Annotated in this window: 16 protein-coding genes and 8 pseudogenes; 14 read left to right on the plus strand and 10 right to left on the minus strand. The window is 61.5% G+C overall.

Annotated elements, in window-relative coordinates; translation table 11 throughout:
• The first annotated feature begins 63 nt into the window (after nucleotides 1-63).
• From FQU74_RS18045 to FQU74_RS18075, 7 genes and pseudogenes are all read left to right on the plus strand, one after another.
• The gene (locus FQU74_RS18045; protein ID WP_146287880.1) at nucleotides 64-1,107 is read left to right on the plus strand and encodes an ABC transporter substrate-binding protein; all 1,044 of its coding nucleotides are present in this window, start codon (nucleotides 64-66) and stop codon (nucleotides 1,105-1,107) included.
• A 19-nt stretch (nucleotides 1,108-1,126) separates the two neighbouring features.
• Nucleotides 1,127-2,227, plus strand: a complete 1,101-nt coding sequence (locus FQU74_RS18050; protein ID WP_229704444.1) for an ABC transporter ATP-binding protein — start codon at nucleotides 1,127-1,129, stop codon at nucleotides 2,225-2,227.
• On the plus strand, nucleotides 2,224-3,096 hold the full coding sequence (locus FQU74_RS18055) for an ABC transporter permease (RefSeq protein WP_146287882.1): 873 nt from the start codon (nucleotides 2,224-2,226) through the stop codon (nucleotides 3,094-3,096). The genes FQU74_RS18050 and FQU74_RS18055 overlap by 4 nt, the downstream gene beginning before the upstream one ends.
• 10 nt (nucleotides 3,097-3,106) lie before the next feature.
• The gene (locus FQU74_RS18060) at nucleotides 3,107-3,901 is read left to right on the plus strand and encodes an ABC transporter permease (RefSeq protein ID WP_146287883.1); all 795 of its coding nucleotides are present in this window, start codon (nucleotides 3,107-3,109) and stop codon (nucleotides 3,899-3,901) included.
• Nucleotides 3,902-4,137: 236 nt separating this feature from the next.
• Nucleotides 4,138-4,461, plus strand: a pseudogene (locus tag FQU74_RS18065) (IS6 family transposase); the annotation flags it as partial.
• A 72-nt stretch (nucleotides 4,462-4,533) separates the two neighbouring features.
• A pseudogene (locus FQU74_RS18070) lies at nucleotides 4,534-5,557 on the plus strand (IS3 family transposase); the annotation flags it as partial.
• Nucleotides 5,558-5,791: 234 nt separating this feature from the next.
• On the plus strand, nucleotides 5,792-7,348 hold the full coding sequence (locus tag FQU74_RS18075) for a DUF4034 domain-containing protein (protein ID WP_229704452.1): 1,557 nt from the start codon (nucleotides 5,792-5,794) through the stop codon (nucleotides 7,346-7,348).
• Here FQU74_RS18075 and FQU74_RS19515 read toward each other — a convergent pair.
• A complete protein-coding gene (locus tag FQU74_RS19515; RefSeq protein WP_158635633.1) occupies nucleotides 7,338-7,490 on the minus strand; it encodes a hypothetical protein in 153 nt (50 codons plus the stop codon). The two genes, FQU74_RS18075 and FQU74_RS19515, sit on opposite strands and share 11 nt — an antisense overlap.
• Nucleotides 7,451-7,763, minus strand: a pseudogene (locus FQU74_RS18080) (IS66 family transposase); the annotation flags it as partial. The gene FQU74_RS19515 and the pseudogene FQU74_RS18080, both read right to left, overlap by 40 nt.
• A gap of 86 nt (nucleotides 7,764-7,849) precedes the next feature.
• Between FQU74_RS18080 and istA the strand changes: the two are divergent.
• The 3 genes and pseudogenes from istA to FQU74_RS18095 all read left to right on the plus strand — a co-directional run.
• A pseudogene (gene istA, locus FQU74_RS18085) lies at nucleotides 7,850-9,444 on the plus strand (IS21 family transposase).
• Complete coding sequence (gene istB / locus FQU74_RS18090) at nucleotides 9,377-10,105, plus strand: IS21-like element helper ATPase IstB (protein WP_146287884.1); 729 nt, start codon at nucleotides 9,377-9,379, stop codon at nucleotides 10,103-10,105. Before istA ends, istB begins: the two are co-directional and overlap by 68 nt.
• Nucleotides 10,106-10,679: 574 nt before the next feature.
• Nucleotides 10,680-10,979 (plus strand): annotated as a pseudogene (locus tag FQU74_RS18095) (transposase); the annotation flags it as partial.
• Between the two features lie 222 nt (nucleotides 10,980-11,201).
• On the opposite strand, the gene FQU74_RS18105 reads toward FQU74_RS18095, so the two are convergent.
• The 6 genes from FQU74_RS18105 to FQU74_RS18130 all read right to left on the minus strand — a co-directional run bounded on the left by FQU74_RS18105 (nucleotide 11,202) and on the right by FQU74_RS18130 (nucleotide 19,428).
• Complete coding sequence (locus tag FQU74_RS18105; protein ID WP_146287885.1) at nucleotides 11,202-13,913, minus strand: CoA-binding protein; 2,712 nt, start codon at nucleotides 13,911-13,913, stop codon at nucleotides 11,202-11,204.
• Nucleotides 13,914-13,927: 14 nt separating this feature from the next.
• Nucleotides 13,928-15,202 (minus strand): ATP citrate lyase citrate-binding domain-containing protein, encoded by a 1,275-nt coding sequence (locus FQU74_RS18110; protein WP_146287886.1) that lies wholly within the window; start codon nucleotides 15,200-15,202, stop codon nucleotides 13,928-13,930.
• Between the two features lie 87 nt (nucleotides 15,203-15,289).
• Nucleotides 15,290-16,795 (minus strand): tripartite tricarboxylate transporter permease, encoded by a 1,506-nt coding sequence (locus tag FQU74_RS18115; RefSeq protein WP_146287887.1) that lies wholly within the window; start codon nucleotides 16,793-16,795, stop codon nucleotides 15,290-15,292.
• 1 nt (nucleotide 16,796) lies between these two features.
• Entirely contained in the window at nucleotides 16,797-17,312 is a 516-nt protein-coding gene (locus FQU74_RS18120) for a tripartite tricarboxylate transporter TctB family protein (RefSeq protein WP_146287888.1), read from the minus strand.
• Nucleotides 17,313-17,317: 5 nt separating this feature from the next.
• Nucleotides 17,318-18,289, minus strand: coding sequence for a Bug family tripartite tricarboxylate transporter substrate binding protein (locus FQU74_RS18125; RefSeq protein WP_146287889.1), 972 nt, complete (start codon nucleotides 18,287-18,289; stop codon nucleotides 17,318-17,320).
• A gap of 68 nt (nucleotides 18,290-18,357) precedes the next feature.
• Nucleotides 18,358-19,428, minus strand: coding sequence for a 4-oxalomesaconate tautomerase (locus FQU74_RS18130; protein WP_146287890.1), 1,071 nt, complete (start codon nucleotides 19,426-19,428; stop codon nucleotides 18,358-18,360).
• Nucleotides 19,429-19,473: 45 nt separating this feature from the next.
• On the opposite strand from FQU74_RS18130, the gene FQU74_RS18135 reads away from it, so the two are divergent.
• The gene (locus FQU74_RS18135; RefSeq protein WP_229704445.1) at nucleotides 19,474-20,490 is read left to right on the plus strand and encodes a LysR family transcriptional regulator; all 1,017 of its coding nucleotides are present in this window, start codon (nucleotides 19,474-19,476) and stop codon (nucleotides 20,488-20,490) included.
• A gap of 58 nt (nucleotides 20,491-20,548) precedes the next feature.
• On the opposite strand, the pseudogene FQU74_RS18140 reads toward FQU74_RS18135, so the two are convergent.
• A pseudogene (locus tag FQU74_RS18140) lies at nucleotides 20,549-21,597 on the minus strand (IS3 family transposase).
• 259 nt (nucleotides 21,598-21,856) lie between these two features.
• Here FQU74_RS18140 and FQU74_RS19810 point away from each other — a divergent pair.
• Together FQU74_RS19810 and FQU74_RS18150 are read left to right on the plus strand one after the other, a co-directional pair.
• A pseudogene (locus FQU74_RS19810) lies at nucleotides 21,857-21,934 on the plus strand (hypothetical protein); the annotation flags it as partial.
• A 40-nt stretch (nucleotides 21,935-21,974) separates the two neighbouring features.
• Nucleotides 21,975-22,460: pseudogene (locus FQU74_RS18150) on the plus strand (transposase); the annotation flags it as partial.
• Nucleotides 22,461-22,942: 482 nt separating this feature from the next.
• Here the strand turns inward: FQU74_RS18150 and FQU74_RS18155 are convergent.
• Nucleotides 22,943-24,340, minus strand: coding sequence for an MFS transporter (locus FQU74_RS18155; RefSeq protein WP_146287891.1), 1,398 nt, complete (start codon nucleotides 24,338-24,340; stop codon nucleotides 22,943-22,945).
• A 225-nt stretch (nucleotides 24,341-24,565) separates the two neighbouring features.
• Between FQU74_RS18155 and FQU74_RS18160 the strand changes: the two genes are divergently transcribed.
• A complete protein-coding gene (locus FQU74_RS18160) occupies nucleotides 24,566-24,763 on the plus strand; it encodes a hypothetical protein (RefSeq protein ID WP_146287892.1) in 198 nt (65 codons plus the stop codon).
• The last annotated feature ends 39 nt before the right edge of the window (nucleotides 24,764-24,802 follow it).

Here is a 24,802-nt window from a genome sequence, read left to right on the forward strand (position 1 = left end):
TCCCGCGCTGCGAGTCGCAGCGCGGAACATGAAACGAGACAATCAACAGGGAGGGCGAATTCCATGAAAACTGGAACTCTTGCGCGCAGCGTTGCGGCTCTGGCGCTGACGGCTGGTATGGGGCAGGCCGAGACGGTCGTGTTGTCCGCTTACTCGGGTATCTTCGAAGAGAACTATATGAAGGCAGTCGTCGAACCATTCATGGAGGCGCATCCCGAAATTGAGGTCGAGTTCTATGGCATGCCGAATTCGGCGCAGATGCTTGGCACCCTGCGCGCGCAAAAGGATGCGCCGCAGATTGACGTGATGATCATGGATGTCTCTGTCGCGAAGGCGGCGACAGACGAGGGGTTGTTTGCCCCTCTTGATGCAAGCGTGACGGGCCACATCGATGATCTCTACCCGCAGGCCAAGGTGGACGGGGTGAATGCAGTTGGCGTGACCTTTGACAACCTTGTTCTTCTCTACAACACCGACAAAGTGACGGACAAACCCGCTTCTTGGGAAGCGCTGTGGGATCCCCAGTACAAGGGGCAAGTTTCAATCCCTGCTGTCCCGGACATCCAGGGTACGACCCTGACCATCCTTGCAAACCGACTGGCGGGCGGTGAGAGCTATCTTGACGGAATGGAGCCGGGACTCGCGAAGCTGATGGAGCTTGCCCCCAACGTCCAGACCTGGGAGCCGCGTCCCGATGTCTATCAGCCGATCTCAAGCGGGACGGCCGCAATCGGCATTGGCTGGAATGCGCGCGCGCAAGTCTATGCTGACAAGTCTGACGGCAAGCTGGGGGTAGTCCTGCCTGCAGAGGGCAGCGGGTTCCAGATCAATGTCATCGGCCTTGTTCAGGATGCACCTGCCGGTGACGCCGCCAAGACATTCATCGATTATGCCCTGAGCCCCGAAGTGCAAGCACGCTTCACTGAAACCATGTTCTATGCGCCGACGAACCAGAAGGCAGCCCCGCTGATTTCGGATGCAGCAATTTCCCGCACGGCCGCAGGGGCGATGGACAAGATGGTCCCGATTAACTGGCTGGAAGTCGCAACGATCCGCGATGGCATCACCGAGCAATGGCGTCGTCGCATCATTCCGCTGAGCCGTTGATATGATGCTGGAGCGCAACATGACTGCCTCGCCGAGCCGCACTGCCAAGGTTGCTGAGGATCATCTGGTCCTCAGCGAGGTGGGCATGACTTTTGGAACGGCGGATGTTATCCCCTCGCTGTCGCTTGCAGTGCGCCGGGGTGAGATGGTCGCCTTCCTTGGGCCGTCCGGCTGCGGAAAAACGACGACACTCCGCATGATCGCGGGGCTGATTGCGCCGTCGCGCGGTCGGATATCGGTTGGATGGCGCGACATTACGCGTCTTCCAGTTCATGAGCGGGACATGGGGCTGGTGTTCCAGAGCTACGCGCTGTTTCCACACATGACCGTGTCGCAAAATGTTGCCTTCGGGCTTGAGATGCGTGGGATCGCCAAGCGAGAAATCCGGGTGCGGGTCGAAACTGCGCTGGAGATGGTGCAGCTCGGGCACCTGTCAGACCGCAAGCCCCGTGCCCTATCGGGCGGCCAGCAGCAAAGGGTCGCGTTGGCGCGGGCGCTGGTCGTCGAGCCTTCGATCCTCTTGCTCGACGAACCGTTGTCGAACCTCGATGCCAAGCTGCGTGACGAAATGCGGGTCCAGATCCGCAGCCTGCAGCAGCAAAGTGGCATCACCGCCGTATTCGTAACGCATGACCAGGTCGAGGCGCTGAGCATGTGCGACCGGATCGTGGTGATGCGCGGTGGGCACATCGAACAGTTCGGCACCCCCGGCGAGATCTATGAACATCCGGCAACGCCCTTTGTGGCGTCATTCGTTGGGCGCACCAATCGTCTGTCAGGCGTTGTCGAACCTTCGGGTCGGTTGGCCGCTGCGGGGCAGGGGCTTCTGGCAGAGGGCGCTTTGCCGGTCGGGCAGGTGCAGATCATGATGCGACCGCATCGTGTGGCGCTGCTCGCCGCGCATGAGCATGTACCACCCGGGCACAACGCACTTCGCGGTCGGCTAACGGGGATCACCTTCGTCGGCGATCTCATCCAGGCCAACGTTCGCGTTGGCGAAGACGAAATTACCGTAGAGCAGCCGACCCGTCGCAGTACGGCCTTGCCATTGATGGGTGCCGAGGTGACGGTCAGCTGGGAAGCAGGTGACACGATGGTCTTCGCCGGAGGAGCAACATGACCACCGCGATCGCCCTAACCCGATCTCGGCGGAGGTTCAGTGACCATCAGGTTGCTATTGCACTGCTTCTGCCAATCGCACTGATCAATGTGGTGGGCTTCATGTTGCCCATCTTCAACCTCGCTCGTTTCTCGTTCAACCGTGCCACGACAGGCGGTGGTATCGAAAACGTACTGACGCTGGAGAACTGGACGGGACTTCTGCGTGACCCCTTCTATCTGGAGTTGATCCTGAATTCGATCTGGATCAGTCTTGGGGTTACACTCTGCGCGCTGGTGCTTTCTTACCCGATTGCACTTTACCTGCATCGGTCGTCTGGGACATGGCGGACGTTCCTGACCGTTCTCGTGATTTCACCTTTGCTGACATCGGCAGTCGTGCGGACTTACGGCTGGATCGCCATTTTGTCTGACGAGGGCCCGGTTGTCGGAGCGATCAAGTCGGTCGGGCTCACCCCGCCGCCACTAATGTTCAACATCAATGGAGTATTCATCGGCCTGACAGAAATCCTGATGCCCTACATGATCCTCGCGCTGATGGCTGGGTTTGGTCGGCTGGATCCGAAAGTCGAAGAAGCTGCGCGGACGCTTGGTGCAACACCGTGGCAGTGCTTTCGCCGGGTTATCCTGCCGTTGACGGCGCCCGGAATAGCACTTGGGTGTCTGCTCTGCTTTGTGCTGGCGGTGTCATCGTTCATCACGCCCAAGCTGATGGGTGGCGGGCGCGTGTTCCTGCTTGCCACGGAAATCTATGATCAGGCGATTGTCACGTTGAACTGGCCGCTGGCCTCGACGCTGTCGATCCTTGTTCTGATTATCTTCGGCGCTGCCCTCGTGGCGTACTCGGCCGTGCTGAAGCGGCTGGACTAAGGAGAGTTTGATGGAAATCCACAAGACTTCCTGGCTGATGGGCCTTCTGGTGACGGTGCTGTTTATTTATCTCCTCGCCCCAGTCATCCTTGTATTCCCGATCTCCTTTTCAGGTGATGAGGTTTTGCGCTTCCCGCCGACGTCATGGTCCTTGCGATGGTATGAGGCCCTATTTGACAATCGAGACATGTTGCGGGCCTTCTGGACGAGCCTGACCCTGGCCTTCGTCGTCACCATACTTTCGCTGGTGATCGGCATCCCCGCCGCCTGGGTTATCGTGCGGATGGAGTTCAAAGGCCGGGATCTGCTGTTCAACGTCTTCACCGCTCCGCTGTTGCTGCCAACCATCGTGCTCGGCCTCGCAATCCTGATTGTGTTTGCCTCATTCGGGTTGTTGGCCACGATGCGCGGTCTGGTTCTGGCCCATCTGGTAGTAAGTTTGCCCTATGCGCTGCGGATCCTTGCAGTATCGCTGGCAACACAGGACCGTTCTTGCGAGGAAGCCGCACTGACCCTTGGGGCAAAGCCGCTAAGTGTGTTTTTCCGGGTGACACTTCCAATGCTTTCCTCCGGCATCGTGGCTGCTGCGGCGTTGTGTTTCCTCGTGTCATTTGATGAGGTGGTGATCACGCTTTTCTTGACCGGCCCGCGGATCAGCACGTTGCCGGTGGAGTTGTACGACTATGTCTACAACACAGCCGATCCGATGGTAGCGGCGGCCTCGGTCCTGTTGATCCTGCTGACCCTTGGTGTGATCCTCGTCGTGGAGCGTGCCATGGGGCTAGGCCGTGCTTTCGTGAAGTGAGTTACAGTGATCCTCGGCGCTGAGCGGACCATCACGCGATTCCGCTCGGCTCGCGCTGATCAGGTTTGCGGGGCCGCGAAGTGACGCTGATCGATGCCTGGCGTTGCCCAATTGCCATCAAGTCTGATGCCGCGGGCTGCCCTGCCGAGTGGATTGATCAGCAGGCCAAGGAAAGGGCGGGTTCTATCAGAAGAACTTTGCTTGAGGCGAGGAATGCTGCCCGGTAGCGTCCGGCCATGACGCGTCGCAGCCTCTTTCGTTACTTCAAGACTAGCCCCGAGGTCATCCGCCTGGCCGTGATGCTCTACGTCCGTTACCCGTTGCCGCTTCGGAACGTCGAGGATCTCTTGCACGAGCGTGGTATCGAGGTCAGCCACGAAACGGTGCGGTTCTGGTGGAACCGGTTTGGCCCGATGTTTGCCACCGCGATCCGGCACAAGCGCGTCGATGGGATGCGCGCCATGCCGCATTGGCGCTGGCACCTGGACGAAGTTTTCGTGAAGATCAACGGCGTTACGCACTATCTCTGGCGCGCCATCGACCACGTAGGTGAGGTGCTGGCGGTGGAGTGTCCCCACTGAAGTGGTCCACCAACCGGGTTATGATGATCCCATTTTTTGGAGGCCCAGAGGATGGCTGGAAAGCGAGAGCAGCCTGGGGACATCGTCTTGAAGCTGCGGCAGGTAGAGGTGTTGCAGGGGCAGGGCAAGTCGGTGAAGGAGGCGGTTCGTCAGATTGGCGTGACGGTGCAGTCCGATTATCGATCGCGCAAGGAGTATGGCGCAATGAGCCGCGATCAGCTGAAGCGGCTGAAGGAGCTTGAGGCCGAGAACCAGCGACTGCGGCGCGCCGTGTCCGATCCGACCTTGGACAAGCTGATCCTGACTTAAGCGGTTCGGGGAAACTTCTGAGCCCTTCGCGTCGCAGGCATTGCATCGGCCATGTGCGGCAGCACCGATGGATCCTGCGCAAGGTGCCGAGCGGCTCGACCGACAAAGCGCGCCCGACCGAGGACATCATCGCCTTGGCCCGAGAGTTCGGGCGCTATGGCTAACGGATGATCACCGGGCTGCTGAACAACGCCGGCTGGCACGTGAATCACATGCGGGTCGAGCGGATCTGGCGACGCGAGGGGCTCAAAGTTCCACAACAGCAGGCGAAGAAGAGCCGGCTCTGGCTGAACGACGGATCCTGCGTCCCGAACATCCCAACCTTGTCTGATCCTGCGTCTTCGTTCAGGACCGGACTTACGACGGCAAGGTGTTCCGCACCCTCAACATCATTGATGAGTTCACGAAGGAGGCGCTCGTAATCCGCGTCAAACGCAGACTTAATTCCACCGACGTCGTCGATGCCCTGACCGACCTCTTCATTCTGCGCGGCCCGCCCAAGTTCGTAATGTCTGACAATGGCGCAGAATTCATCGCCGAGAAGGTTCGCGTCTGGATCGCAGCAGTCGGCGCAAAGACCGCCTACATCGAGCCTGGCTCACGCTGCGAGAGCTTCAACGCCCGTTTCCGCGATGACCTGCTCAACAGAGAGGTCTTCGATCCCATGCGCGAAGCCCAAATCCTGATCGAGAAATCGCGACGCCACTACAACACCGTCAGGCCACACAGCGCCTTAAGCTGCCGTTCCCCAGCGCCGGAAACCATCCCCCGATGGACCCAAGGCCACCCATGCACTAACATTCAACCCGGACCACTTGATGGGTGCAGGACAAGTCCTGCGCATTATCCACTTCGCCGTGTCGCACCAAAGTTGAATCTTGTTCCGCAAACTAGGTCGAGCCCGACGTCTTCAGCAACCTGGTGGAGATTGCGCGAGTTCGCCCCATTTCCGCCAAGCTATGCAGCAATGCTGCCGCCGATGATTGGAGCGGGGGCGGCGATGCGATTCTTCCTGATGATTCTGGCAGTGGTTGCGGCCTTATCCTCCGTCGTGCGGGCAGATGATGCGGAGTTCAGCGCCGATACGATCCGTTCTCTGCTGGATGCGGGCGATCACGCCGCGCTTGAGGCGCAATTCGTCGCCGCGCATCAGGCAGCGTTGAAGGCGCGCGATTTCACGCCCATGCGCACAGTCTACAGCACGTTGTTCGCCACCGCAAACCACGCGCGACTTCAACAGGTGGAGGGCTGGCAGAAGGCCGCCCCGGATTCGGCCTATGCCGCCACAGCGCGGGCATGGTCGCACATCCACCGGGCCTTTCTGCTGCGCGGCACCAATCTTGTGCGGGAGACCTCGGGCGAGGCACTTGCAGCATTCCAGGGAGAGATGATGCTCGCCGCCGCTGCGGTGGACACTGCCCTCGGCTCCGCGCCCGACTTCGCGCCGGCGCTGGATGCCTCGCTAAAGCTCAAACGCGCGAAAGTCGACCAGCGTGACCCAATCCCGCAGATCGAGTCGCTGTTGCAGATCGCGCCAGATCAACATGCCCTGGAGCTCGCACTGGATACCGCAGATCCCCGCTGGGGCGGCAGCGTGGAGCAGGTGATGCAGGTCTGCGAGCGCTACGCCCCACAGGTCCCGGGCTATACCCCCGAGCTGTGCAAGGTTCAGGCCGTTCTTGGCCTCGAGATCCAAGGCCCGTTGTACGTCGAGGCTTTGGCGCAACTGGAAAAGCTGACGGAACCGCAGCTCGATCACCTGCGCTTGCGGGCCTATCTGAGGGAATGGAGCGACCGCCCAAATGCCGCAACCGAGGCGATGCGCCTGCATCGGCAAAGCCTGACAACATCAAGGCAGTCCAAATATACCACCGCGATGATTGGCTTCCTGTTCGATCAGCCGGACTTCGTGCGTGAAATGAACCTCGCACAGGACAAGCTAGCCGAAAAGCGTCTACAGGACAGCCCCGACGATTCCGATTTGCTGCGCGACCGTGTACGCTATGGGGTGGATCAGTGGATCGCGACGTGGGCGGCGATGCCGTCAGATGCGCCAGCACCCGAACTCAACGATTCCGCGTTGGAGGCGATGTGGCGGCGGTCGCTGCTGCTTGGGCAGTTCCAGGCCGATACCTGGGATCTGGGTCAGGTGCTGACAGACGCCCGCGCGGGTGACCCGGATACGGCACATATCGAGAAATTCTGGCAGAACCGTGTGCATTACAGCAATTACGCGCTTGGGGTGATGTCCGAACATACCCGCAACCTGCTGGAACGCTTTTACAAGGCCAGCGATCTGCGCGCCCGCCCAGACAAGCCCGACCAGCAGCGGGGGGCCATTGCCGAAAGCGCGCTGCGTTGCCCCCTGGTGCGGGCAGCGCGGCTGCTGGAACTTGTCTGCCAGGGGGCGCCCGAACAGCCGGAGTGCCGCGCCTCTGATCTTGCGCCACTGCGGGGGGTGCGGATGGGGATTGCCGATTGCCCATGGGAAAGCAGCGCCCCGCTCGAGGAGCTGGCTTATACACCGACGCCGATCGACTACTTTCTCACCGACTGACATTGTCGTGGCGACGAAATCGCTTACCCACCGTCTCGGCATCGCGGGCCAGAATGGATTCGATGATTTCGGCGGGGCTGCGCAGCGCCTCGGCTTCGGGAGCGTGGTCTCGATCAGCTTGCGGCGCGCGTGCGCCCAGCAATGCGCGAGCTGGATGTCCGGACCGATCCGGTCTGGTGCGATCAGGCGGTTGTATTCGGCATAGCCGGTCGTCGGGCAAACAGTCCCCCGGACTGTTTGCTGGCCCTCCTCACCCTGCAGGATCCCGCAAAAGCCCTGCAGGATCCGTTCGGCATGCTGCCCGCCCCGACCAGGGGGCATAGGTGAAGGCCACGCCCGGTGGAGATGTGCCGCCCCACGGCCGGTCATCACGCGCCAAGGCCCAGAAGTGTGTTTCTGCATGCAACTTTGCCCCCCGTTGTCGGGGGTGTCGGCGCCCAATTTTGACCCCCCTGATGTTTCGTCAGACCGTTCGCTGCGGGTCAGCGGACGGAGGGGGAGTTGAAGCGGGTGGATACGATTGTACGAGTCCGGCGGGCCTTCTATGTGCAGCGCTTCTCGTTGAAGAAGATCGTGCGCGAGTTGCACGTCTCTCGGAATACAGTCCGGAAGATTCTGCGGTCCGATGTGACGGATTTCAGCTATGAGCGGACGCATCAGCCGATGCCGCGGATCGGACCATGGCAGGATCATCTGGATCGGTTTCTGTCGGCGAACGCGGGCAATCCGTCCCGAGAGCGGCTGACCCTGATACGGATATTCGAAGAACTGCGCGCCCTCGGCTACGAGGGGGGGCTACGATGCTGTCCGGCGTTTCGCCCGGAGCTGGTCGCAGAGCCGGGGCGCGGCGACGGCCGAAGCCTATGTCCCGCTTTCCTACGAGCCGGGCGAGGCCTACCATTTCGATTGGAGCCAGGAGGTTGTGCTGATCTCGGGCGTCACGGTGACCGTGAAGGTGGCGCATGTCCGGCTTTGCCACAGCCGGATGATGTTCGCCCGTGCCTACATGCGTGAGAGCCAAGAGATGGTCTTCGACGCCCATGACCGCGCCTTCGCCTTCTTTCGCGGCACCTGCACGCGCGGCATCTACGATAATATGAAGACGGCGGTCGAAGCGGTCTTCATCGGCAAGGAACGCCCCTCCAACCGCCGCTTTCTGCAGATGTGCAGCCATTACCTGGTCCAACCGCCGTCCATTGGGCTTGAACCAATGGCGCCACAATGAACGGCCCTGCACCCCGGCGTCCGGTTGGGAGAAGGGGCAGGTCGAAAACCAGGCGGGAACGGTTCTTCACGCCGCGCCTGCGAGTGAAGAGCTTGGACGAGCTGAACGCCTGGCTGCTCGACAAATGTGTGGCCCACGCCAAGGCGCATCGCCATCCAGAGCAAGCAGACCGGACCATCTGGGCAGTATTCGAGGAAGAATGTCAGCACCTCGTGCCGTATGCCGGGCGTTTCGACGGCTTCCACAGCGTGCCCGCCTCCGTCTCAAAGACCTGCACCGTGCGGTTTGACAGCAACAAATACTCTGTTCTGGCGACTGCAGTCGGTCGTCCGGTCGAAGTGCATGCCCATGCTGATCGGATCGTCATTCTCCAGAACGGCGCCATCGTCTGCGAAAATGCGCGCGCCTTTGGACGTGGCCAGACAGTCTACAATCCATGGCACTATGTGCCTGTTCTAGAACGCAAACCCGGGGCATTGCGTAACGGAGCCCCGTTCAAGGACTGGGTGCTGCCTCCGGCGATGGCCGCGATCCGGCGCAAGCTGAAGGGCAGCGACGATGGCGATCGACAGATGGTTCAGATCTTGAGCTGCGTGCCCGATGATGGTTTGCAGGCAGTCGAGGCCGCCTGTCGCGAAGCGCTCGATCAGGGCGTCCACTCGGCGCCGATTGTGATCAATATTCTTGCCGCAGCCGCGATCCCACTCCAGCCGCCCTTCTTCTCACCCCCGCAACCCTGTGCCTGACCCACGAACCCGTGGCCGACTGCGCGCGCTACGACAGCCTCAGGAGGACAAGCCGACATGGAACGCACCCAAATCCTCGACCTGATGGGGACGCTGAAGCTCTACGGAATGCGCAGTGCCTATGACGAGGTCATGGCCAGTGGCATCAAGCGCCGGCATGAACCGCCCCGCATCGTCGGCGACCTGCTGCAGTCCGAGATCGCCGAGAAACAGGCCAGATCCATCCGCTATCAGATGACCATCGCCAAACTCCCACTGGCCAAAGATATCAAGCAATTTGGCTTCACCGGCACGCCGATCAATGAAGGTCTGGTCAAGGACCTGGCCACCGGCAACGTCGTCGCCGACCAGCGCAATGTCGTCCTCATCGGCGGCACAGGAACCGGCAAGACCCACCTCGCCATCGCGATCGCCCGCGCCCTCATCCGGGGCGGCACCCGCGGCCGCTTCTTCAACGTCGTCGACTTGTTGAACCGGCTCGAGACCGAAACCCGCGCCGGCAAGCAAGGCCGGATGGCCGACTACCTCACCCGGCTCGACTTCGTCATCCTCGACGAGCTTGGCTATCTGCCCTTCGCGCAATCCGGCGGCCAGCTCCTGTTCCACCTGATCAGCCGCCTCTACGAGCGCACCTCCGTCATCGACACAACCAACCTCGCTTTCGGCGAATGGCCCACCGTCTTCGGCGATCCCAAGATGACCACCGCGCTTCTCGATCGCCTGACCCATCACCGCGAGATCATCGAAACCGGCAACGAGTCATGGCGCTTCAAGAGCCGCGCCTGACGATCTGGGCCTGACCCGCCTACACTCTGTGATCAGTTCCGACGGCTCAGGCCCAGATATCAACGCCATAAGGGGCGGGCAACTTTGCGGGCCGATAGGGGGCCAATTTTCCGTGCCGATTGACAGGGCAATCCGCCCCAACCCACGCCAGATCGACTTGAAAGGGCGATCAGCCTGCTTACCGAATGCCATACGTTTCGGGAGGCATGAGAGCTAAGGCCTATAGGGCTCGCTCCAGAGAAGGTTCAACCGCAGTCGCGTTATCTCCGCAAATCTATCCATGTAATATATTGGTTTTATTTTGTAATTTGTAGATCTGCAAAATCACTTCCCCCAAACTTTTCCCCTCAAAGCGCTAGATGCCCCCTGAGTATGTCGGAAGTGCAAGGATGGTACCGTGGCGGCCATTGCCTTCGCGAAGGTCTTGGACGGCCTTCACGGCAGGGGCGGTGCAATCTCTCTTGCCTTCATTTCCGGACCGGGGGCCTGCACGCCGTAGTATTGCAAAGGCGTTGTTGCACAACTCTGTCTGCCGAGGAATTACATCGTGAATCCATGCGTTTAGACGGGGCGCATGAGCAAACCGACACCCGCCCGCTACCGCACGACCAACTGGCCCAACTACACTGCTTCGCTTCGCGAGCGCGGGTCTCTGTTGATTTGGCTTAACAAGGAGATGCTCTGGCTCGCGCCGCATGACGGCGGCCCGGGTCGTCCTCCGGCGTTCCCTGACGCGGCGATCCAGTTCTGCCTGTCCATCAAGGTCCTGTTCAAGCTGCCGCTCAGGCAAACGACCGGAGTGGCGGCCAGCTTGCTTAAGATGGTGGGTCTGGACTGGACCGTGCCGGATTACACGACGCTGTACCGAAGGCAACTCTCCGCCCTCGAGCGACACTCATCCCCAACCTTGACAGGTTTATGGAAGGTCATCCCCTCTACCGCGATGGTGGCCGAACGGCCCCGCGCCACCCTCGCGGCAAGATTGCCCGCCGCAAGGCCCATCTGTGCCATCAGCCAGCCATCAAATATATCGCCCGATGGGTTGGTGTCGGCGGGCATGGCGATGGTACGGATGACGGGCTATTCCGCTTGCTGATCAGAGGACATGGCCACAAGCGGATGCGGGCGTTCGGGTATCCATGTTGCGTCCCCTGTTCAGATGATCGTCGATTTCGGCGGCTGCCCCGATCATGCGACCGAAAAGGAACACAGTAAAAGCCGCGGTTTCCAGATCGCGCGAGGTCAGCGCCCCGGACTGATAATCCTTCCACAGAACAGACAGAAGCAAGGCCGCGATGATCGCATCGACATTCACGCAGAAGACATAGGGAGAGGCGCCCACCTCGAACATCTCGCGCACCAGATGACGGTAGAAATCGTGGAAGACGTTGTATTCGCCCCGTTCCTCCATGAACCGCGCGATAAAGCGTTCGCGCGGGTCAAAGTTCTCGGGCTTGCCCTTGAAGACCGGATGGTGGACGCCGGGAAGGGCGCGCACCTCTTGCCCAAGTTCTTTGGCGTGGCGCTTTTCGGCCTTATAGGCAACAGCAAAGCGTCGGGCCATCGCCCTCAGATCAAGCCCGTGGTTCGGGTTGGCTGGATCTGTCAGCCCGCTGTCGCGGAACTGGTCCAGAAGGAAAGCCATGCCCTCAAACCCGTTTCCGCCGTGGCTGTAGCCCGAATGAGTCAGAAAGCCCATCATCGCCTTGTTGATCTGCACCCGCTCGGGTGTCTGGGGGCCGTCGGCGGCCACCGCGCCCTTGGCGCCCTGTGCCGAGATTGCACCGGGGCCGTTAGAGATCAGAAGCCCGATAAGGATCTGGATGTAGAGCGCTTCGTTCGGGGCTGGCCGCTTGCCGGTCATTGCCAGACAGCAGAGATCGGCCATTGTCCAATCCTGAAACCGCTCGGCGCGGGGAATACCCCAGAGGCTGCCGGATTGGTGATGCTGGCCGGGTATCGTCGCCCCCACCATCACGCCGTAAAGCCGCAGATACCAGGGCAGCGTCTCGGCCGTCAGTCTGCTGATCCGCTTGCGCACCAGTGGGCCCCAGGCAATCGTCGTGGTAATTGCGGCAAGGATCGCGTCGCGGGAGACGCGGGCGCCCAGACCCTGCAGGAAGTTCAGAAAGACTGACCGGCCGCCACGGGCGGCAATCGCATCTAGCATAGCCTCGGGTCGTGGATCGTCAGCCTCATCAGCGGTGGCAAGGAACAACCGGCGCGTCTCGTCATCCACCTGGATCTTGGACAGGTCGAAGCCTTCGTCGCGGCCATCCCGCAAGCCGGACCTGGCGAAAGGCTCGATCAGCGCCTGCGCGCAGGCCAATGCCCGCTCCAGCCGGCGCGGACCGGTGATGCCTGCGGCGACCGCCATGATCGCATTGGGGGCATTGCCCGCCGCGCGCGCGGCATCAGTCGCGACAAGGATCGGATCCCCCACCAGATTGACTTCGGCCGCTACAGCCACGTCAAGCAGCGCTCGATCATTGGCATCGGCAATTTCGTGGACGAGCGGCAGGGCAAACATCGCCTCAAGCGGTTGCAGTGCCAGATCGAGCACGGTGTGGCCATGCACGCTGGTGACCTGAGTCTGGGCATCCATGACGCTGGCGCCTGATTTGTCCTTCATCCCCTGCCGAGCAATGACAGCGCCGATCTGTTGAGAGAGTCCGGCGATCTGCTGGTCGTACGGGGAAGGCGCGGTCACCACCGGCAGTGCGATTTCGGAGGGAAGCTGCAGCCCCTGATCGTTCGCGATCCATGGCTTCAGCTTAAGCGACCCACGCGGCGAAAAATCGGGCGAGTCCCCGTTCAGCGCCATCACAGCCGTCAGTGCCGCCGGAATGTCGGCGATGTTCGTCACCAGAGCACCCTTGACCGAAACATGCGGAGTTGCGGGGGTGAATATGCCGCTTACTCCGAACGCCTCCATGAACCAGCGCTCCTTGTCCTCGGCACTGTCCCCCGAGCCTGCCATCGCCCCGGCATGGCCTACGGCGCGTGTCAGCCGCGATTTCCAGCGGCCCACCACACAGGCAACCACGGGCTTGGACCATTCGATGCCCCGTTCGTAATATCCGCCCGGCTCGACATAGAGCACCGCCGCACGCGATCGGGGATCATTGCCGAAGGCGTGGGCAAAGTCGCGCGCGCCATACTGGATGTACACATCCTTGCCTGACGAGATCAGCGTCGTCGTGCCCCATCCAGCCGTCGCCATATATTGCGCGATGGTGGTCGTGAACCCGCCCGAGTTCGAGAACACGGCGACCGAGCCCTTGATGAGCGACTCCTCAGGATGATCTCCGCCAAGCGCGCCGCCAATGCGCACACGTGACCAGCTGTCGGCAACACCAAGGCAGTTGCCGCCGACGATATCGATGCCCGAGGTCTGCGCCATCGCCCGGATCTCGCGCGCGTCATGCACTGCGATCTTTTCGGTGATGATGACGATCTTGCGCAGATCCGGGTTCACACGGATCAACTCGGCCACGCCATCACGCACGCCCGAAGGCGGCAGATAGACGACCCCGGTGTTGAAACGGTACCCGGCCTTCAGCCCTTCAAGCACGGTGTTGAACACCGGAATGTCGCCCGTCGGTGTCTTCAGAACCTGACCTGACCGGCCGGGCGAAGTGCCGAAAACCACATTGCCACCCGAGAATGCGTGGCTGACCGGCGTGACCGTGCGGCTTTCGCCACCCAGAATGTTCAGCACGCAAACCCGGTCATCGGGCGTTGCGATCTGGTCCAGACGATCAATGCCCAGAAAATACGGAAAATCCGCGACCCCTTGACGATACATGGCAAGTCCCCCTGTCAGACGCTGATGTTCATCGCGCGGGCAATCTCGGCCCGCCCACCGCCGCGCATCCATTGGTCGACCTGCTTGGCATGGTTGACCACTTCGGAAATTGCGCTGTCAAAGCCGAAAAAGCGGTAGGGCACGCCAAGGCTGTCCAGCGTATCGGCAAGGTTACCCATGCCGCGCACCAAGTTCGGCCCGCCACGCCCAACCACGACATAGAGCGGCACGGGTCCGTGCCGGGCAAAGTGCTCTCGCAGCGCATCCCCCATGCCCCGGAAGGTTTCCAGAATGTCGGTGTTGTTCGACTTGCCACCAATGATGAAAAGGACATTGGTCTGCTTCAGGAAATGCCGGTAGCAGATCGAGGCGACGGCCTTCATCTTTTCATAGGGCGGGTTGCCCCCGAAGTCCGAGGAGATGATGGCGACATCGCCCAGAACCTCGGTCACCAGACTGTTGGCCCCGCCGCCAAAGGTTGGCGCAAGGATAGTGCCTTTTTCGTTGATGACGAAGACATCCGACTGCCCCTGATGGGTGCGCAGCTGGTTCACCTCTTGCTCGAACTCGGAAATGTCGGCAGCAAACAGATAATCCGGCAGGCCCAGCCGGCCCACACGCGGGTCGTCTCTGTCAAACCCGCATTTGAGGTCGCAGGCGATGGGCGTCAGGCGGCCATCACGCCCCGGCATCATGCGGATCGGGTTCAGCTCCAGCGTCGTCATCCCATAGTGGTGCATCAGCTCCCACAGTTTCGGCAGATGCTGCGTCAGGGGCGAGATGATCTCTCGCGGGGCACCGATCTCGGTCAGGGCATTGGCGACGACAAAGGCCTTCATCCCCGTCAATGCGTCAAACGGAACGCTCGCGATCTCGGACTTGTCGAGCTCCTCGATATCCACCCCACCGCGATGTGTCAGTGTCATCGTCGGGGCACGAAAGCGCGTATCGTCGGTGATCGCGAAATAGACCTCGTGTTCTGCTGGGACACCCGCCTCGAAGGTTACGCCATTGGCTTTGGCGACCGCATTGCCGTGGCGGTGCTCGGCAAAGTAGAGACGCTCCTTTTCGGCCAGTGCGGTGCCGAGATCGCGGGCGCGGCCAATCAGCCCGGCCTTGCCCTTTTTCCCCACGCCACCCCGAAACAGAGGCTTGATGAAGATCAGGCCGTGTCGATCAATCAGTCCCTGGATCTGATCCTCTGTCGCGTCGGGGCCAAGGATCTCCGATGTGGGAAATCCGACATGGGCCAGCAGACGCGCACCCGTGAGCATTCCGGTCACCTGCATCAGGTTCCTCCGTTGGCTATGAGATTTTTGGGGGAGAGGGGGGCGACCCGGCCGCGGGTCAGTACGCGGCCAGGTCGGAGGGACGGATCAGGCGTCCTTGAACACGTCGTCGCGCGATTTGCGGATCGACGGCAGCACCGCGACGAGCAGGGCGACGGCCCCGATGGCCAGCAGGAAGGCCGACAGCGGCGAGGTGACAAAGGTGGTCATGCTGCCGTCCGAGATGATCAACGCCTGACGCAGCTTTTCTTCCAGAAGCCGGCCCAGCACAAAGCCAAGAGCCAGCGGCGCGGCCTCGAACTGCAGCTTCCACAGCGCAAAACCCACCAAACCCATCGCACCAGCCATCATCACCTGCGCCGGCTCGTTCGAGATCGAGAAGAGACCAATGCAGCAGAAGGCGACAATCGCCGGGAAGAGCAGCCGGTAAGGCACCTGCAGCAGCTTCACCCAGAGGCCGATAAGGGGCAGGTTTATGATAACCAGCATCAGGTTACCGATCCACATGCTGGCGATAAGCCCCCAGAACAGTTCAGGATTGCGCTCGATCACCTGCGGGCCGGGAACAATACCCTGGATCATCATGGCACCCACCATCAGCGCCATCACCGCATTGGGTGGCAGGCCCAGCGTCATCAAGGGAATGAACGAGGTCTGCGCGCCGGCATTGTTCGCCGATTCCGGCCCTGCAACCGCCTGCGAAACGCCAGTGCCAAAGTCCTGCGGGCGCTTCGATAGCCGCTTTTCCATCGCATAGCTGGCGAATGGACCGAGGATCGCGCCATTGCCTGGAAGCACACCCAGCACCGCACCGATACCCGTACCGCGCAGGATAGCGCCCATGTTTTCGCGCAGGTCGCGCAGGCTGGGCCAGAGCCGCCCGATCGAACCCTTCACCAGATCACGCTTTTCTGGGTCGGCCAAATTCTTGAAGATCTCGCCAAAGCCGAAGACGCCCATCGCCAGCACCACGAACTCAATCCCGTCGGTCAGCATATGCAGGCCAAAGGTCATCCGTTCGCGCCCGGTTTCCATGTCCGCCCCGACGCAGGACAGAAGCACGCCCACGAGGATCATCGCCACTGCCTTGGTCAGCGACCCATGCGCCAGCACCACTGCGAACACGAGGCCCATGACCATCAGCGAGAAATACTCTGCCGGACCAAAGAGCAGGCCAAGCTTGGTCATCGGAACCCCAAGCGCCGCAATGACGATGGTGGCAAAAGTCCCGGCGATGAACGATCCGATGGCGGCAAGCCCGAGTGCCAGTCCGGCCTGCCCGCGCTTGGCCATCTCGTGCCCGTCAATCGCGGTCACAACGGCCGTAGCCTCGCCGGGGATGTTCACCAGAATGGCCGTGGTCGAGCCGCCATATTGCGCCCCGTAGTAAATCCCGGCCAGCATGATCAAGGCACCGGTCGGGTCCAGCGCCAGCGTGACAGGCAGCAAGATCGAGATGGTCGCCACCGGGCCAACACCGGGAAGCACACCCACAAGCGTACCGATCAGGCAGCCGACAAAGCAGAAAAACACGTTCTTGAGGGTGAGCGCGACGGCAAAGCCCAGCCCCAGATTGTACAGCATGTCCATCATGTCAGTATCCGATCAGCCAGGGCGCAACAGGCAGCGAAAGCCCGAGCGCGAAACGGAACAAGGCAATGCAGAGCGCAGACAGCACGACCGTGAAGATCAGAAGCTCCACCAGACGCGCATCCTTTGCCGCCATGCCCGAGCAGAAGATCGCCAGCGGCGTCGCAACCGCCATTCCCAGCACCGGGATCTTGAACGACCCAAAGTCAAAGCCGCGGATCGTCAGGGCAAAGAGGAAGATCCCGACCAGCACCGGAACCATGTCGCGGATCGGCCAGCTGCCCGTTGATTCCGGAGGCTCGCGCCAGCAGATCGCCAACTGCACAATTCCCAGAAGAATGATCAGTACCGACAGGGCGCGCGGCAGCAGGCCTGACCCGACCCCCCCTTCGGTGAAGAAGGGAAGATCGGCGCTGGCATAGAGGGCAAAGAGCCCGAAAGCCACGAGGCAGAGCCCGGCCAGCCGTTCGCGGCCGATCAAAGGTCGTGGCGGAGGCGGGTTGGTGACCTCGTGGCTCATCTACGTCACTCCACCTTGATGTCGGCGGCCTTGACGACCTCACCCCAGCGGGCACGTTCCGAGGCCATGAAGTCCGCGAAGGCCTGCCCCGAGAGGGTCGAGGGCACGCCACCATCGTTCTTCAGCTTGGCGATGAATTCGGGATCCGCGAGCGTCTCGGCCGTGGCGCTGGCCAGCTTGTCGCGTACGCCCTGCGGCAGGCCCTTGGGTCCCAGCAGGCCATACCATGCCGAGGCGGTATAGGTCGGCAGGCCGGACTCGGCGACGGTCGGAACGTCGGGCAGTTCGGCGAAGCGCTCGGAGCCGGTCACCGCCAGCGCGGTCAGCGTGCCGTCACCGACGAGGCCGATGACCGACGGAATGGTCGTGACCATGAAGTCGATATGGCCACCGACCAGATCATTCACCGCCGGACCCGCGCCCTTGTAGGGAACGTGCTTCAGCTCGATCCCCGCCGTCTGGCCCAGAAGCAGCGTGGCAACGTGGCTGGCCGAGGCGTTGCCGGCCGAACCATAAACCAACTCGCCCGCCTTGGCCTTTTCAAGAAGCTCGGCCAAGGACTTGACTGGCAGGCGCGGACCGACCACCACCACGAGTGAGGCATCGGCGATCATGGCGATCGGGTCCAGCGCTTCGGCTGGGTCGTGTTTCAGGTTGAAGATATGCGGGTTCACCGCCATCGGCCCCTGATTGCCCACCAGCAAGGTGTAGCCATCGGGTTCGGCGCTTGCGACCACCTCGGTCCCGATGTTCGCGGCCGCACCAGGACGGTTTTCCACGATTACGCGGCCGTTCAGCGCCTTTTCGAGCCGCGAAGCAAAGACGCGTGCAATCGCATCGGTACCACCCCCGGCCGCATAGGACACGACCAGCGTTACCGGCTTGGACGGATAGTCCTGCGCCAGCGCGGGCAGGCCCGCCGTCGACAACAGCGCCACCCCAAGCGCCAGCGCGGCACGACGATTGAATCTCAGCATGTCAGTTCCTCCCTTGAACAAAGATCTCCGGTTCCGCCGGCAGGTCCAGCCCCTCCGGCGGCTTGCCGTCAGTTTCTGCGTCGCACCAGAGCCGCGCCCTCGAAGAGACGACGGCAGGTGCGGGTGACGAAAACGACGGGTTGGCCAGTCGCTGCGTCGGTCTCCACGCGCACGGCCATGCGGCCGGACGGGTGTTCGAATGTGAGGTCGGTGGGCAGACGCAGGTCCGGCATGGCGGTACCCACGATGCTGTCCGGCAGCGTCGCGGCAACGGCGACCGAAACGGCCCCGGTCGTTGCGAGTGATGAATGGCAGCTCCAGGGTGTGAAATACCGCACGGCCAGATCGCCCCCGCGTTGCGGGGCGCCGATCAGCACCGGTTTAGGAAGCACCGATTGCGCGACGTCGCCAAAGCCCATCCGCTGCCCGGCCTTCAGGCGAACGGCCTCAAGCCGTGCCATGAACGTGGGGTTCTGGTCGAGTTCCTGTGCGCTCTCCGAACCTGTTAGTCCGAAGGTCTCGGCACGGGCGATCATGACCGGCGTCGCCCCATCGATCAAAGAGACTGGAACCCCATCAATCACTTCTTGCGGCGCGCCCGAAGGCAGCATGCGCCCGGTCTTGGCCCCGATTGCCTCTAGAAATGCCAGATAGACCGGCGCCGCCGTGCCCGGCACGCCGTCGATGCCGGTGTCGCCCTGATATCGAAGCTCGCCCCCCGGCGTGAGGATGCGTGCCTCGATGATCTTGCCGGTGTTCACGTTGTGCACGCGCACCCGCGTCTCGGACGGCCCCGCTGGCACCAGCCCCCGCTCAACCGAAAAAGCCGCGACCGCCGACAGCATGTTGCCGCAGTTGGGTGCGGTGTCGACGATCTGCTCCTCGACCTTCACCTGCGCAAAAAGGTAGTCGACATCCGCACCATCGCGACTGGCCGGACCAACGATGGCGACTTTTGAACTCAAGGGGTTGCCACCCCCAATGCCGTCGATTTCTAGCGGATGGCCAGAGCCCATGATCTCTATCAGCAGCGCATCGCGCTGCACGGGGTCTGCGGGCAGATCACTGCGCAGAAAAAAAGGCCCCTTCGACGTGCCGCCCCTCATCAGGACGCACGGTATGCGCATCAGATCATCCATTTGGGTCTTCCTCCCAGGCGGAACTTGCCGCCGCTTGGGTATGAAATGCCGGGAATCGTCTGTGTTGTGAATTGCAAAGAATTGATCTATTATTTCGATATGCGGAATAATTTTGAATTCCTCGATCTCAAGGCCTTTCTCGCGGTGCTGGAGCTTTCATCGTTCCACGCGGCGGCCAAACTGCTGAACCTGTCACCCCCAGCTCTTTCGCGCCGCATTCGCGCGCTGGAAGAGGCCGTAGGCGCCCAACTGATCGAGCGCACGACGCGGCGCGTCGGCCCTACGCAGGTCGGGCGCGAGTTGATGCCGCTGATGCGCCGGCTCGTCGATGAATTCGAGGAATCAATCCTGTCAATTTCCGATCTGGGTGGGCGCCATCGAACTCAGGTTAGGCTCGCCTCGGTGCCCACCGCCGCCTTCTACTTCCTGCCCGGCGTCGTGCGCGAATTCAACGCGCGCTACCCAGGAATACGCTTCCGTATCATGGACTTGTCAGCGAACGAGGGTCTTGATGCCGTGGCCAATGGCGAGGTCGAATTCGGCATCAACATCACCGGTGCCACGCGCGATGACCTGTTGTTCACACCATTGATGGAAGACCCGTTTGTCCTTGCCTGTCGCCGCGATCATGCATTCTCGGGGCGCAAGTCTCTGCCATGGGGCGAACTTGTTGGCCATCCGCTGATCGGGGTGTCAAAGTCATCCGGGAACCGCGCTGTTCTCGACCGGGCATTGGCAGCAACAGGTTTGCAGTTGGAACTGAACTGGTTTTATGAGGTCAACCATCTATCGACCTCTCTGGGGCTGGTCGAAGCAGGGCTCGGAATCTCCGTGCTGCCGAAACTGGCCACGCCGCAACATGAACACCCGCTGATTGCCACGGTCCAGTTGGAGAATCCCGTCGTGTCACGCACGATCGGCATCGTCGAGCGCCGCGGCGCCCCACTCTCACCTGCGGCCATGCGGTTTCGGGACCTGCTGGTCAATGAATGGCAGCATACGGCACCCCGGACAATCGATGATGCATCCCAGCCACCAGCCTCCGTGTCTCGCAAGCACTGAAGCAGAGGGGTTCGCTCCTTTGGTAATCTCCATCTTTAACGGGGTGCGTTCGTAGGGCTTACGCGGCCATTTTCAACTTCATGGCGGGTGTTATGCCGCCGATGCCCATGTTCGGGCGGTCGTTGTTTTAAGCCCATAGCCAGTGCGTGGCGGAGCCCTGGGCCTCCTCGATGATGTATTGGTCGAGCCATTCATGCCTGACGGTGCGGTTATAGCGCTTGATATAGGCGTTCTGCTGGAGCTTTCCGGGTTGGATGTTCTGGATGGCGATGCCCCGTTTTTCGTCCCAGATCAGCAGCTTGCCACTGATATATTCCGGGCCATTGTCCACCCGTATGGTGCCAAGCTTGCCGCGCCAAGCGATGAGCCGATCAAGGCTCCGGATCACACGGTTGGCGGGCAAGGAAAAGTCGACATCGATCCCCAATTCTTCATGGTTAAAGTCGTCCAGCACATTTAACAACCGAGATGCATGGCAATCCCCGCGAGGCGATTTGCCATGAAGTCCATCGACCAAGTGATGTTAGGCGGGCCCGGCACAGCGAGCACGTCAGGCTTGTCCCGCTTCAAGCGATTGCGGGGCTTGATCCGCAGGTTCAGTTGCAGCGCGCAATGGATGCGGTAGGCCCGCTTGTGGTTCCACGGATGTCCTTTCACGTTGTGAAGCTATAGAAAACACAGGGCAAAACCCCATGTCTTGCGGGCATCGGTCAGACCGACCAGCAGGTCAGCAATCTCTTCGTTCTCGGCACGCAACTTCGGGCAGTCGCGATAGCAGGTCTCGCTCACCCCGAATGCGCGACAAGCCAAAACGATGCTCGCCCCATGTCGCGCCACTGCATTCCTGGCCATCTCTCGGCGTTGAGACGGCTCACTTACTTTTCCAAGCGCTTCCTTTGGCAGGTCCGCCTACATACTAAGGTCCGCATACATCCGTTTCAGACGACGGTTCTAATCTTCCATCGCCTTCATCTGGCTGATGAGGGACGCATCCATCCCTCCAAACTTCGCCCGCCATTTGTAGAACGACGCATTGCTCATGCCATGCTCGCGGCACAGCTCGTCAACCGGCACACCACATTCGGCCTGCCGCAGGATCGCGATGATCTGAGCTGCGGTTTATCTGATTGTCTGCATTCGGAAACACCTCATGCATCGTGCCGAGAGAATTCTACTTATGCTGCCCATAACTTTTGGGGGATCGCTGGGGCGCTCGGGTCGCAAGGGTTTGCCTTGTAGGGGGTGATCAGAATGGCGATAATTAGTCTACTGACAGCACGGGGGCGCGGCTATCAGCGAGCCGGGGCGTCATGCCGATGGCGGAAATCTGTATCTGAACGCATCGAAGACTGGCGCCGGCGCGTGGTTGGTTTTCTATCGGAAAGACGGCAAGCAGAAGGAAATGGGATTGGGTGGATATCCCGCCGTCAGTCTGGCCCGAGCCCGTGAAGCCGCGACCGAAGCCCGCCGCCTGCTGGTGCAGGGTGGAGCGCCTTCTGAAGCTGGCGAACGTGGACTGTGCCGTGCCGGATTACAAGACGCTGTGCTGGCGGGAAAAGACACACGCCGTCCAGATCCCGTATCGCCGTGCCGATGGGCCCTTGAACCTCTTGTTCGACTGCACCGGGATCAGGTTTCTCGGTATTGGCGAATGGCAGGCGGGCAAGCCCGATGTTCGGGGCCGCCGCCAATGGCGCAAGGTGCGTCTGGGCATGGAGACTGCCACGTCTGACATCCGCGCCGTGGAACTCACGCCCGGCAGCGACGGTGATAGCCCCGTTCTGCCGAAACTGCTCGGCCAGATCCCCGAGGGCGAAGAAATCGGCATCGTGACTGCCGACGGCGCCTTTGACACCCGCCGTTGTCACACCGCCATCATCGACCGCCCGACCACAGAAATCCAGATCCGTATGGCACTGATGAACCGCTTCTCGGCCCTCGGAGCGGCCGAGATCCTGCGGGTGGCCTGAGTACTAAGGGAAAGGGGCTGTCAGGCCTCAGGCATGAGTGGCGCAACAACGCCGTGTCGAACCTTGGTTGGAAAGCATCTTGGTCGACGCCAGAACTTCTGGCTTCACATCTGGCTTCTGGTCTGCGTAGCCATGGCCGACAAGGACCGCCCGGTGTGACCCACGCCGGGCGGCTATGCGGTGGCCGTAGCGTAAACAGTGACCCGCTACGGCCTAGTGGCCCCGAAGTGGCGGCGCGATCCGGTGAGAGATGGCGGAATCGAGGCCTATGTCACGAGCGATATGCGGCCCCAAGCGATTTGCGAGCGCGGCACGCGCGTATTCTTCCCGGTAGAGCCGCCAGGCACGGGTGAGGGAGTTCAACATTCGGTGTCCTTTCGAGGAGTTCGTTGTTGCTGCGGCGGGTTCGACGCCCCGGCGCGACTGGAGAGAGAGAAGCAAGAGGATGCGTGTGCGAGCGAAGTTGGAACACCACAGGCACATCAGCCCACTGGCACGTCCGACGCAGTCGGCTGACCTCGGACGAGGACCAGGGCGGTCAGCGCTGCAAGTGCTGCGACGACAGCCGCTCCGAGGAAGGCCATCCGGTAGCCGGCGAGCACCGCTTCGGGTTCACCGCCCATGGACGCTGACAGTGACACCATCACCGCCAGACCAAGAGCCGAACCGACTTGGTAAGTCGTGTTAATCAGGCCCGAGGCAAGACCGGTGTCCTGAGGGGCTGCACCGCCCATGCCGATCATCGTCGCCGGGATGTAGGCCAGCGACATGCCGACTGCAGCCAGCAGAGAAACCGGCAGCACGTTCGCGAGGAGTGTTCCTTCGGCTGGCAGCGTAGAGAACAGAACCAGCGACACGGCTAGGGCAACGAGGCCCATCACCAGCACCGGCTTGACACCGAAGCGGCCAATCAATGGGCCAGTCAGTCGGACCATCATAACCATGATGACCAGCGTCATCGGCAGAAGCGCGAGGCCAGAGCCGAAAGCCGAGAGGTTCAGCACGTTCTGAAGGTAGAGGTTCATGAAGAACCACAGCGGGATCCAAGCCGCGCCGAGGAATGCCATAACCAGATTGCCAGCGGCGAGGCCGGGTGCGCGGAAGATGCGCAAGGGCAAAAGCGGTTGTTTTGACGCGGCTTGCAGCCCCAGAAACGTGACAAGTAGGACGGCCGCAAGGCCAAGCAGCCCGAGCGTCTGCGGAACAAGCCAACCAACGTGCTCACCCGTCACGATGGCATATACTGCCGCAACGATGGCACCAGTCACGAGGCCCGAGTCTATCAGGCCGATCTTGCCTTTGGTGCCTCGGATGGCGCGCAGGGCCAAAGGTCCTGCAGATAGAACGGCAAGGCCGAGCGGCAGGTTGATCAGGAAGGTCCAGGACCAGCTCATCCATTCGGTGATGACACCCCCAAGAAAAACGCCTGCGGTGCCACCTGCTGCGGCCGAGGCGCCCCAGAACCCGAATGCCTTCCTCAGTTCCGCAGGTTGGCCGCCGAAGAGGCGCATCAGGATTGTCAGTGCCGCGGGGGCGATCAGTGCAGCGCCGACGCCCTGCAGTGCGCGTCCGCTCAGCAGCACATCCGGGCTGCCAGCAAGCCCGGCAACGGCGGATGCGGCGGTCAGGATGCCGAACCCCCAAAGAAAGATGCGCCGCGCGCCGAACACGTCAGCGAGCTTGCCGCCCAGCAGAAGGAGGCCACCGAAGGCGATGACGTAGGCGTTGAAGATCCAGCTTAGCCCTTCGTCTGTGAAGCCGAGGTCAGCCTGGATGGCGGGCAGGGCCACACCGATGATGGAAGTATCAAGGATCACGATGAACTGCGCGGCGCAGAGAAGCGCGAGCGCCTTCCAACGCTTTGGATCAGGAAGCGACATGGGAGGATGTCCTTTTGCTAAGGGTTTCCCGCAGCGATTCGTGCGGATACCTCGCATCCTCCGGGCTCCCATCATGGAAGGGACAACGCACCTCCCAGCGTGTCAGGGCGCCCATTTGACCGAATTTTTCTCAGCCTGTTCCCATATCCGATCGGAGATTGACCCTCTCACCCTTGGAGGCAGCAGAAGGCGAATCGTTGCAACTCAGCCCTCAGGAGACCACAAATGCCTCGTACCCTGTCCTCCACCAAACCAACGTCACTGCTGGGGAAGTTTCTTCAGCTTCTCCGAACCGCGACGATCGAACGGCTGGTTCTTCCCGATCTGGATGGGACGGAAATTGACGAGCTCATCCTGCTCGAGTCGCATCTGGCCCTGCCGCCGACCCCTTTCGTTGCCGGGCCGAGGCCGCCGCTCCCCTAAGGACCCTCAGCATGAGCACAAGCGGTTCTCTCGACGAAA

Source organism: Gemmobacter aquaticus, assembly GCF_007859075.1.
GTDB classification, from domain to species: domain Bacteria; phylum Pseudomonadota; class Alphaproteobacteria; order Rhodobacterales; family Rhodobacteraceae; genus Gemmobacter; species Gemmobacter aquaticus.

Coding starts and splice junctions, on each gene's coding strand:
- FQU74_RS18045 (WP_146287880.1), top strand. CDS start 64: ATGAAAACTGGAACTCTTGCGCGCAGCGTTGCGGCTCTGGCGCTGACG.
- FQU74_RS18050 (WP_229704444.1), top strand. CDS start 1,127: ATGACTGCCTCGCCGAGCCGCACTGCCAAGGTTGCTGAGGATCATCTG.
- FQU74_RS18055 (WP_146287882.1), top strand. CDS start 2,224: ATGACCACCGCGATCGCCCTAACCCGATCTCGGCGGAGGTTCAGTGAC.
- FQU74_RS18060 (WP_146287883.1), top strand. CDS start 3,107: ATGGAAATCCACAAGACTTCCTGGCTGATGGGCCTTCTGGTGACGGTG.
- FQU74_RS18075 (WP_229704452.1), top strand. CDS start 5,792: ATGCGATTCTTCCTGATGATTCTGGCAGTGGTTGCGGCCTTATCCTCC.
- istB (WP_146287884.1), top strand. CDS start 9,377: ATGGAACGCACCCAAATCCTCGACCTGATGGGGACGCTGAAGCTCTAC.
- FQU74_RS18105 (WP_146287885.1), bottom strand. CDS start 13,913: ATGTATCGTCAAGGGGTCGCGGATTTTCCGTATTTTCTGGGCATTGAT.
- FQU74_RS18110 (WP_146287886.1), bottom strand. CDS start 15,202: ATGCAGGTGACCGGAATGCTCACGGGTGCGCGTCTGCTGGCCCATGTC.
- FQU74_RS18115 (WP_146287887.1), bottom strand. CDS start 16,795: ATGATGGACATGCTGTACAATCTGGGGCTGGGCTTTGCCGTCGCGCTC.
- FQU74_RS18120 (WP_146287888.1), bottom strand. CDS start 17,312: ATGAGCCACGAGGTCACCAACCCGCCTCCGCCACGACCTTTGATCGGC.
- FQU74_RS18125 (WP_146287889.1), bottom strand. CDS start 18,289: ATGCTGAGATTCAATCGTCGTGCCGCGCTGGCGCTTGGGGTGGCGCTG.
- FQU74_RS18130 (WP_146287890.1), bottom strand. CDS start 19,428: ATGGATGATCTGATGCGCATACCGTGCGTCCTGATGAGGGGCGGCACG.
- FQU74_RS18135 (WP_229704445.1), top strand. CDS start 19,474: ATGCCGGGAATCGTCTGTGTTGTGAATTGCAAAGAATTGATCTATTAT.
- FQU74_RS18155 (WP_146287891.1), bottom strand. CDS start 24,340: ATGTCGCTTCCTGATCCAAAGCGTTGGAAGGCGCTCGCGCTTCTCTGC.
- FQU74_RS18160 (WP_146287892.1), top strand. CDS start 24,566: ATGCCTCGTACCCTGTCCTCCACCAAACCAACGTCACTGCTGGGGAAG.